Consider the following 8987-nt stretch of genomic DNA (forward strand, 5'->3'; position numbering starts at 1 on the left):
TGATTGGAAAATGTCGCATGAGTCTGCATCGGGAAATCGAGTTTGAAAACGACATCTGCCGCCACCTGTCACAACATGGCTGGCTCTACGCCGCAGGGGATGCCAGTCACTACGACCGGAACCGCGCTCTGTTCCCCGTTGACCTTTTGGCCTGGGTACAACAGACCCAGCCCAAGGCGTGGGACGCTCTGCTGAAAAATCACGGTGCATCCGCCGAGACCACTTTGCTTGACCGCATCCGCAAACAGTTGGATGACCGGGGAACCTTGGAACTGCTGCGGCACGGGGTGGAGTTGCTGGGATTGCGGCAACCGTTGCTGCTGGCGCAGTTCAAACCGGCTTTGGCGATGAATCCCGAACTGCAAAGCCGCTATCAGGCCAATCGTTTGCGGGTGGTGCGACAGGTGCGCTACTCGACCCATAATGAAAATTGCCTGGATTTGCTGCTCTTTCTCAATGGTCTGCCGGTGGCAACCGCAGAGTTGAAGAGCGATTTCACCCAATCGGTGGAGGATGCGGTAGACCAGTACCGCTTCGACCGCAATCCCCGTCCGAAGGGACAAGGAAGCAGCGAACCTTTGCTGGATTTTCCCAGAGGAGCGTTGGTTCACTTCGCGGTCAGCAACTCGGAAGTGAGGATGACCACCAAGCTGCAAGGAGTACAAACCCGCTTCCTGCCCTTCAATCGGGGCGATGCTGGGGGCAAGGGCAATCCCGTCAATCCAAACGGTCATCGCACAGCCTATCTTTGGGAGGAGGTGTGGGCGGTGAACTCCTGGTTGGAAATTCTCGGTCGCTATATCGTGGCCCGGAAGGATAGCAAAAAGAAAATCTCCAACCTGATTTTTCCCCGCTACCATCAACTCGCTGTCACTCGGCAACTGGTGGCCGCGGTGTTGGCCGGGCCAGCGGGTGAGAAATATCTGATTCAGCATTCGGCAGGTTCGGGCAAGACCAACTCCATCGCTTGGACGGCTCACTTTTTGGCAGAACTGCACGACAAAAACCACAACAAGCTGTTTGATTCCGTGCTGGTGGTCAGTGACCGCACGGTGCTGGATGCCCAATTGCGGGAGGCCATCGACGACTTTGAGCGTACCTCCGGGGTGGTGGCCAGCATTACCGGAGAACATCAGAGCAAAAGCAGTGAACTGGCCAAGGTGCTCTCCAGTGGCAAAAAAATTGTGGTCTGTACCATCCAGACCTTTCCGTTTGCCCTGGCCATGGTTCAGGAGTTGGCCGCCACCAAGGGGAAACGCTTCGCGGTCATCGCTGATGAAGCCCACTCCTCACAAAGCGGAAGCTCTGCCGCCAAGCTCAAGCAGGTGCTCTCTGTCGAAGAGTTGCAAGAACTGGAAGATGGCGGAGAGATCGGCACAGAAGAGCTGTTGGCTGCCCAGATCTCTGCACGTGCCAACAATGCCAATATCACCTTTATCGCCTTTACCGCCACACCCAAAGCCAAGACTCTGGAAATTTTTGGACGCCGACCAGATCCCACACAACCGGCCTCGGCCAGCAATCTTCCCGCTCCATTTCACATCTATTCGATGCGTCAGGCTATCGAAGAGGGTTTCATCCTGGATGTCTTGAAAAACTATACCCCTTACAAACTGGCCTTCCGACTGGCACACGAGGGCAAGGAATGGGATGAAAAACAGGTGGAGCGCAGCGAGGCCATGAAGGGCATCATGCGTTGGGTGCGTCTGCATCCCTACAACATCAGCCAAAAGGTGCAGGTGGTGGTAGAGCATTTTCGGGAGAATATCGCCCCGTTGCTCGATAACAAGGCCAAAGCCATGGTGGTGGTCGGCAGTCGCCTGGAGGCAGTACGCTGGAAACTGGCTATTGACCAGTATATCAAAAACTCCGGCTATTTGTTAGGTGCCATGGTCGCCTTCTCCGGTGAGGTGCGTGACCAGGAGTCGGCAGACGACCCCTTCACCGAAACCAGCGTCGTGCTCAATCCGCATTTGCGTGGACGAGAGATCCGCGAAGCCTTCGCTACGCAGGAATACCAGATTCTCCTGGTGGCCAACAAATTCCAGACCGGCTTTGACCAACCATTGCTCTGCGGAATGTATGTGGATAAACGTCTGGCCGGAATTCAGGCAGTACAGACCCTCTCCCGACTCAATCGTGCCTATCCGGGCAAAGATACCACCTATATCTTGGATTTTGTTAATAATCCGGAAGAGATTCTGACCGCATTCAGAAGCTATTATGCAACCGCAGAGTTGGCCGCCGTAACGGATCCGAATCTGGTCTATGATTTGAAAGCGCAACTGGATGCCACCGGCTTCTACGATGAACATGAGGTGGAGCGGGTGGTGGCGGTCGAAATGAATCCCAACGCCTCACAAGCGCAATTGGCAGCAGCATTGGAGCCAGTGGCCGACCGACTATTGAAACGCTACAAGAGCGCCTTGAATGCCTGGCATGCAGCGCGCGAGGGGGGAGATTCTCAAGCCGAGCAAAAGGCCCAGGATGAAATGAATGTGCTGATTCTTTTCAAGCGCAACCTGGGCGTTTTCTTGAGGGTATATGTATTTCTCTCCCAGTTGTTCGACTATGGCAATAGCACCCTGGAGAAACGGGCTGTTTTTTTCAAACGTTTGCTTGTTTTATTGGAGTTTGGTCGGGAACGGGAAGGTGTGGATCTCTCCAGAGTGACTTTGACCCATCATAAACTGAAGGATCAGGGCAAGCGCAATCTGCCTCTGCAAGAAGGCGAAGCCAACAAACTCTCACCCATGACCGCCACTGGAAGCGGCGAGGTCCAGGAGAAGGAAAAGGCATTGTTGGCGGAAATTATCCACAAGGTCAACACGCTGTTTGAGGGTGAACTCTCCGACGATGACAAGCTGATTTACGTTAATAATGTATTGAAGGGCAAGTTGCTGGAATCGACGATTTTGGTTCAGCAGGCGGCCAACAACACCAAGGAGCAGTTTTCCAACTCCCCCGATCTGACCAATGAACTGATGAATGCCATCATGGATGCCTTTGCCGCTCACAGCACCATGAGCAAACAGGCGCTGGATTCCGAAAAGGTTCGCCACGGTTTGCGGGATATTCTGTTGGGACCGGCTAATCTCTACGAAGCGTTACGGTTGCGTGGTAATGACCAAAGATCTGTCTGATCAGCAGGAGGCAGAGCATGCTAAAAGTATATTGTTTTAACAATATGTTATGCTATTTATTGTGAGCCTGCAGTCGGGTAGAAATTGACGGCAAAAAGGGTCGTTTTTGCACACGCTTGCAGAGGGAGTAGCGAAAAGTGGTGGCTGCTCTTGGAAAGTGATGCGTCACTGCTGATAAGAATGGCGTTTCTGACTGGGGGATAACAGCGGCTGTGTTGAATCATTGACTCATCTTTGTGCTGGCTGATAGTCTGACAGATGAAATGTTTGATGCGGTGAGCATGTGGGAAACGTGTGTGGAAAACGTTGGTGGAAAGCGCTGGTGGAAAAGGTGTGTGGGAAATGGATAAAACGGGGAGGGGTAGGCTTGTAACGGATTGATCTGGCTGCGTTTTTAGCGTATTAAAAAAAATGGCGTCCCGTACGGGAATCGAACCCGTGTTTACGGCGTGAAAGGCCGCTGTCCTAGGCCACTAGACGAACAGGACGTACAAAGCGGAGCGAAGTGTAACGATGTTGCGTGAATTGTGCAAGGCGTTTTGTCGCAGGAGAGCTATTTTTTGCTAAACCGAGCAAAATGCTGAAAATATCTATAGAAAAAGGAGTATCATTGCCCCAATGAGACAACAGACACAGTTGCCAAAAATAGAAAGCACCTCTTCTTCGGCAGTCGTGGTGCTGCGTGCCGAAGAGGGACAGGCTTTGATTGGTCGGGCGGTGGCAAAGATGCCGCAGGTGCAAGCACGACTGCAGAATGGACGTATGGTCATTGTTGGTGGTACCACTACCCGCCATGTGGTCCGTGCCCTGCTGGGGCAAGATCCTGGCCGCGACTCTTTTGCCGTCGGCTGGATCCGCGATGCTCTTCTCGGTGAGACTCCGCCCCAGCAACGGGGTGCCGGGCCGTTTTTGTTTGAAGAGGGTGTGCAGTCACGAGGCTGGCCTGCACCACTCCTGGAACGCTTTGCCGCTGGCGATATCTATATCAAGGGTGCCAATGCCATCGATCCGCAAGGTAATGCGGCTGTCCTGGTGGCTTCACCAGTCGGTGGCACCATTGGGGCAGCGCTCGCCATCCTAATGGCGCGTGGCGGAGAGTTGATTGTACCAGTCTCCTTGCAAAAAATGATTCCTTCTGTCCCGGCCGCCTGCGGCTTGTTGGGGCAGGGGCGGGTGGAGCGCGTGATGGGTAGTCCAGTAGGCTATATGCCCCTCATGGCCGGGTCGGCTACTCTGGTAACCGAAGTGGTGGCGCTCCGTCAGTTGTGTGCCGTAGAGGCTACCCCGGTGGCCGCTGGTGGAGTGGATGATTGTCAGGCGGCACAGGTGCTGCATCTGCGCGGTAGTGCAGCCTCCATCGAACAGGCTTGGCAACTGGTGCTCTCCATTCGCACGGAAATCGCCGAGAGCCATCCTCCTGTTGCTGCTTCCCTCTCATCCGCACCTTGAGCCTCAACAATCGTCACCTCGCACCCTGGCAAAGGATTCTGCAACAGAAAAGAGCTTTTTTTTTCTCTCTTGTTGCGGTGCAATGCCTTGCAAAGAGAAGGGTGATTGTTTAAGATCAACAGGTTTTCTGTATTTTATTAAACACGCTGTACCGGTTGGCGGTCGGGTGCCTTGCTGCCAAGCAAGATAGACCGCAAAAGACAACCCCAGCGGACGAATAACCCAAACGAAACAGGAGTAGCAATGGCAAAGTTTTCCATCCGCGAATTGCTGGACGCGGGCTTTCACTTCGGTCATCAGACCAAACGTTGGAACCCCAAAATGGGTCGGTATATCTATTCCGCCCGCAATGGAACCCACATTCTCAATCTGCAAAAGACCGTCGTGATGTTGCGCGATGCCTACAGCTTTTTGCGCGAACGGGCAAAAAATCATGGTGTCGTGCTTTTTGTCGGCACCAAACGGCAAGTCGTCGATATGGTTGAAGAAGAAGCCAAACGTACCGGCCAGTTTTATGTCAGCCACCGCTGGTTGGGCGGTACCTTGACCAACTGGAAGACCATCCAGGGTTCGATCCGCCGCTTGAAAGAGATCGAAAAAATGAAGACCAACGGCATCTTTGAAGCCCGCACCAAAAAAGAGGTGCAAAAACTGGAGCGGGAACGGGAAAAAATGGAACGCTCCCTGGGGGGCATCAAGCATATGAGCCGTTTGCCGGATGTCCTGGTGGTGGTCGATACCAATCGGGAATCTCTGGCGGTCAAAGAGGCCAATAAATTGGGAATCCCTGTAGTGGCTCTGGTCGATTCCAACTGCGATCCGGATCCCATCGATTGGGTGGTGCCCGGTAATGATGATGCCATCCGCTCCTTGAAGCTCTTTTTGAGCAAAATGGGTGATGCGATTCTGGAAGGCAAAGCGATGGCGCGTCCCGATACCAATCCGGCCATGAAACCGGAAGCACCGGAAGGAGCCCCCATCGATAGTGATCTGGAAGAGATGGTTATCGAAAACGATTGATCTTCCACTCTCATTTTCTGCGGATGCCCGGTAACCACTCCGGGCAAGTATTGAATCCCATAGGTAAGGATAGAAGAAGATGTCGGTAAGTGCAAAATTGGTCAAGGATCTCCGCGAGCAGAGCGGAGCCGGCATGATGGATTGCAAAAAGGCTCTGGAAGAGAGCAATGGTGATATGGAAGCGGCCGTCGATTGGTTGCGTAAAAAAGGTCTCTCGTCGGCTTCCAAAAAGTCTGGACGGGTCGCTGCTGAAGGCAAAGTAGTGGCGGTGGTCGATGGCAATCAGGGTATTCTCCTGGAGGTGAATACCGAGACTGATTTTACCTCCAAAAATGAAAATTTTGTGGCTTTTGCGGAAACATCTGCCCGCGTGGCTCTGGCAGCCAAGGTGGAGGATGTGGAAGCTTTGAAATCCTTGGCCTATCCAGAAAGCGGTCGCAATGTGGCCGATGAGTTGACCCATAAAATTGCCACCATTGGCGAAAACATGAATCTGCGCCGTTTGGCCCGCGTCGCGGTGAGCGAAGGTGTGGTGGTCTCCTATATCCATATGGAAGGCAAAATCGGGGTGCTGGTGGGTGTGCAATCGCCAGGAACAGACAAAGCAGCCTTGGCCGATCTGGGTAAAAAATTGGCCATGCACGTGGCCGCTTCCGCTCCGCCATGGTTGGATCGCAGCGCCGTACCAGCAGAGGCGTTGGAACGGGAACGTGCCATTTTGGCCGAACAGGCTCGTGCCTCTGGCAAACCTGAAAATATCATCGAAAAGATGGTTCTGGGTCGCCTGGATAAATTTTATGGTGAGAGCTGTTTGTTGGAACAGCCGTTTGTCATGGATCCCGATCAAAAGGTGATCAGCGTGGTGGAGGCACGGGCCAAAGAGTTGGCAACCACCATTCAAATCACCGCCTTTGTGCGCTTTGTCCTGGGCGACGGTATCCAAAAAAAAGAGGAGGACTTTGCTGCCGAGGTCGCGAAAGCGGCTGGGTAGAAGATTTCTTGGCTATGGGATGTCGATGATGGAGCATAAAACACAAAGAGTTTTACTCAAACTCTCCGGTGAGGCCCTGATGGGTGATGGGGTCGCCATCGACTCCCGCTTTTTGCATTGGTTGGCGTTGGAGATCAAAGCTGTCCACGATTTGGGTGTTCAGTTGGCTCTGGTCGTGGGTGGCGGTAATATTTTTCGTGGCATGTCCAGTGGGGCAGTGGCCATGGAACGCTCCAGCGCCGACCATATGGGTATGTTGGCAACCGTAATCAATGCCTTGGCTTTACAAAATGCCCTGGAACGGATTGGTGTGCCGGTTCGGGTGCAGTCGGCGATAACCATGCCACAGGTTGCCGAATCCTATATCCATAGAAAAGCCATGCGCCATTTGGAAAAAGGGCGCGTGGTTGTTTTTGCTGCCGGTACCGGCAATCCCTACTTTACCACCGATACGGCGGCCAGTTTGCGTGCCGCCGAAATTCATGCCGATCTGCTTCTGAAAGCAACCAAAGTAGACGGGGTCTATAGCGCCGATCCGAAAAAAGATCCCAGCGCGCAACGCTTTACAGAGTTGACCTTTGCAGAGGTGCTGGCCAAGGATCTCAGAGTGATGGACTTGACAGCTATTACACTCTGCCAGGATAATCAGATTCCTGTAACAGTATTTTCCATTTATGAGGAAGGGGCCCTGGCGGCTATCGTGCGGGGTGAAAATCGAGGCACACGGATAGGAGTGAACTAATGTCTGATGCACTCTTTGCCACATTAGACGAACGTATGAAAAAATGTCTGGCGGCCTTTCGCGAGGAGTTGACAACTGTTCGCACCGGTCGGGCATCTGGTTCGTTGTTGGACCATGTCACAGTGGAGATGTATGGCTCGCATATGCCGCTCAATCAATTGGCAACCATTTCAGTGCCAGAAAGCCGGATGTTGACGGTGCAGCCATGGGACAAAAAAAGTCTGAAAGCCATTGAAAAGGCTATTCGTGAATCGGATCTCGGTTTGAATCCCCTCAATGATGGTACCTTGTTGCGGATTCCTTTGCCGGAACTGACAGAAGAACGACGCAAATCTTTGGTAAAACTGGTGCAAAAATATGGCGAACAGGCCAAAATTGCCTTGCGCAATGTCCGGCGTGACATTCTGGAACAGATGAAAAAGATGGAAAAAAACAAGGAAGTTTCCAAGGATGATCTGCATGCCTGGGAAAAAAAGGTACAGGAACAAACCGACCATTTCATCAAGGAAGTGGATGATATGCTGGCTCATAAAGAGTCAGAAATTATGCAGGTTTGAGCGGGATTTTCTTGACCTCCCATGATTGCTTTGCAGGTTGCAGCGGATAAGTTGCCTCGTCATATTGCCATAGTGATGGATGGCAACCGTCGTTGGGCTCGTTCACGCTTTTTGCCCGGTATCGAAGGACATCGGCAAGGGGTGAAAGCTGTTCGGCGGACTGTGGAAGCCTGTCTGCAGTTTCATATCCCGATTTTGACTTTGTATACCTTCTCTTCGGAAAATTGGAAACGCCCGGAGGATGAGGTTTCGGCACTGATGAATCTGTTGGCCTACCATTTGCGCCATGAAATGGATGAATTGGTGAAAGAGCAGGTGCGTTTTCGCGCCTTGGGTCGTTTGCACGAACTGCCGCAAGTCGTACAAAAGCAGGTTCGCGAATTGGAAGAGCGTACCGCTGATAATGGCCAACTGCAGTTCAATATCGCGGTCAATTATGGGGGACGCCAGGAGTTGGTGGATGCAGCGCGCCAGTTGATGCAGGCTGCCATGGCTGGGCAGTTGCTACCCGATGCTTTGACTGAGGAGCGCTTTGCCCAATATTTGACCACATCTGGAATGGATGATCCCGATCTGTTGATTCGTACAGGTGGGGAGCAACGGATCAGTAACTTTCTGCTTTGGCAAATGGCCTATACCGAATTGATCTTCTTGCCGACCTATTGGCCGGATTTTACTGCCGAGCATCTGCGTTTGGCCATAGAGGAGTTTGCTGGTCGTGAACGGCGCTTTGGAGCTGCGGTTTGAATAGCATCGTGATCTCTTCCCTTGGTAAACGGATTATTTCCGCTCTGTTGCTGGCTCCGCCGCTGCTCTATGTATTGCTGTTTGGTTCTCCCCTTCTTCTCTATTTTGTCATTCTTCCGGTCTCCCTGCTGATGGTTCTCGAATGGCACCAACTGCGCGAATCCTTTGCATGGCCCGCTGTGTTGCCTTTGCTGATTGCGGTTTTGTGGATTATGGGCGGCAGTTATCCGGGTTGGGATGCCGAGCTGGCGCAAGGGATGCAGCGCTGGCTGCGCCTGCCTTTTGCTCTGCTTGGTGCCATATTGTTGATTCTCTTCTTTATCGAAGGTCTGATTCGC

7 protein-coding genes, 1 tRNA gene and 1 pseudogene are annotated in these 8987 nt (G+C 52.7%); 8 read left to right on the forward strand and 1 reads right to left on the reverse strand.

Annotation, left to right across the window (positions count from 1 at the left end; translation table 11 throughout):
* The first annotated feature begins 17 nt into the window (after nt 1-17).
* Nucleotides 18-3143, forward strand: coding sequence for a type I restriction endonuclease subunit R (locus tag EJP87_RS17225; RefSeq protein ID WP_130473041.1), 3126 nt, complete (start codon nt 18-20; stop codon nt 3141-3143).
* 412 nt (nt 3144-3555) lie between these two features.
* On the opposite strand, the gene EJP87_RS17230 is transcribed toward EJP87_RS17225, so the two are convergent.
* Nucleotides 3556-3631: transfer RNA gene (locus EJP87_RS17230), tRNA-Glu, on the reverse strand.
* Nucleotides 3632-3761: 130 nt separating this feature from the next.
* On the opposite strand from EJP87_RS17230, the gene EJP87_RS17235 reads away from it, so the two are divergent.
* The 7 genes and pseudogenes from EJP87_RS17235 to EJP87_RS17265 all read left to right on the forward strand — a co-directional run.
* Nucleotides 3762-4592 carry a hypothetical protein gene (locus EJP87_RS17235; protein WP_130473042.1) on the forward strand — a complete coding sequence of 277 codons (831 nt, stop codon included), beginning with the start codon at nt 3762-3764 and terminating at the stop codon, nt 4590-4592.
* A gap of 243 nt (nt 4593-4835) precedes the next feature.
* Nucleotides 4836-5612, forward strand: coding sequence for a 30S ribosomal protein S2 (gene rpsB, locus EJP87_RS17240; protein ID WP_130473043.1), 777 nt, complete (start codon nt 4836-4838; stop codon nt 5610-5612).
* A 79-nt stretch (nt 5613-5691) separates the two neighbouring features.
* Entirely contained in the window at nt 5692-6603 is a 912-nt protein-coding gene (gene tsf, locus EJP87_RS17245; protein WP_130473044.1) for a translation elongation factor Ts, read from the forward strand.
* Between the two features lie 25 nt (nt 6604-6628).
* The gene (gene pyrH, locus EJP87_RS17250) at nt 6629-7345 is read left to right on the forward strand and encodes a UMP kinase (protein ID WP_130473045.1); all 717 of its coding nucleotides are present in this window, start codon (nt 6629-6631) and stop codon (nt 7343-7345) included.
* Nucleotides 7345-7902 (forward strand): ribosome recycling factor, encoded by a 558-nt coding sequence (frr, locus tag EJP87_RS17255; protein ID WP_130473046.1) that lies wholly within the window; start codon nt 7345-7347, stop codon nt 7900-7902. Before pyrH ends, frr begins: the two co-directional genes overlap by 1 nt.
* 21 nt (nt 7903-7923) lie before the next feature.
* Nucleotides 7924-8649: an isoprenyl transferase gene (locus tag EJP87_RS17260; RefSeq protein WP_130473047.1), complete on the forward strand. Its 726-nt coding sequence runs from the start codon at nt 7924-7926 to the stop codon at nt 8647-8649.
* Nucleotides 8646-8987 (forward strand): annotated as a pseudogene (locus EJP87_RS17265) (hypothetical protein); the annotation flags it as partial. The gene EJP87_RS17260 and the pseudogene EJP87_RS17265, both read left to right, overlap by 4 nt.

Origin of the sequence: Candidatus Magnetaquicoccus inordinatus, from assembly GCF_004217665.1 — a bacterium.
Taxonomy (GTDB): domain Bacteria; phylum Pseudomonadota; class Magnetococcia; order Magnetococcales; family Magnetaquicoccaceae; genus Magnetaquicoccus; species Magnetaquicoccus inordinatus.